General features: G+C 36.2%; 1 protein-coding gene. It reads left to right on the top strand.

Going from position 1 to position 625, the window contains the following annotated elements; translation table 11 throughout:
• Positions 1–265, top strand: a 265-nt coding sequence (locus C9J34_RS22265; RefSeq protein WP_193769142.1) for a hypothetical protein, incomplete at its 5' end; no start/stop codon positions are given.
• Positions 266–625: the final 360 nt, after the last annotated feature.

Here is a 625-nt window from a genome sequence, read left to right as displayed (position 1 = left end):
ATCAGCCAATTTTTCAAGTGTACAGGCAGCGGAAAGTTTAGTACCTGAAGTCTCTGTCACATCCGATACATTTTGGTATTCAACTGATGTTCAATCAACTAGTAAGTCTATGTGGGTAAGTGTAGCTCATAATGGAAAAATTTATTCGGGATATATTTACAATCGTGGTTATTCTGTAGGAAAACCAGGGCATTATTTATTCTCAGGTACTCTTAGAGTAGGTCCTTATGCACCAACTACAATTGTTGAGCCAGAAGAATTGTAAATTGAGAATTTAAATTTTCCAGCAATGTTTCCTGCGTGAAAGTGAAACGTCAGCGACAATAACTTCTGTACCGAAAGCGTAGCGACAGGTACAATGTGTATTGCACGAAAATAAAGCAACGGAAATTTCTCGTATTTATGAGTGATGAACTGAACGCTATTAAAGTAATGGAATGAATATTTTAAAACCCTCTTTGAATAGGTTAGACGGTGAAATTTCTAGCACCCTATTCAAAGAGGGACTTATCTACATAGTGGACTACTTAATATTCTAAAAGGCTGGGAGGGAGACGAATGAAAGAAGTGGTCCATCTGCTGATGAAAAGATTGCTCAAAAATAAATATATTTTATTATTACCAC

This window comes from Metasolibacillus meyeri, assembly GCF_003049505.1.
GTDB lineage: Bacteria > Bacillota > Bacilli > Bacillales_A > Planococcaceae > Metasolibacillus > Metasolibacillus meyeri.
This window is presented reverse-complemented; position numbering and strand designations above follow the sequence as displayed.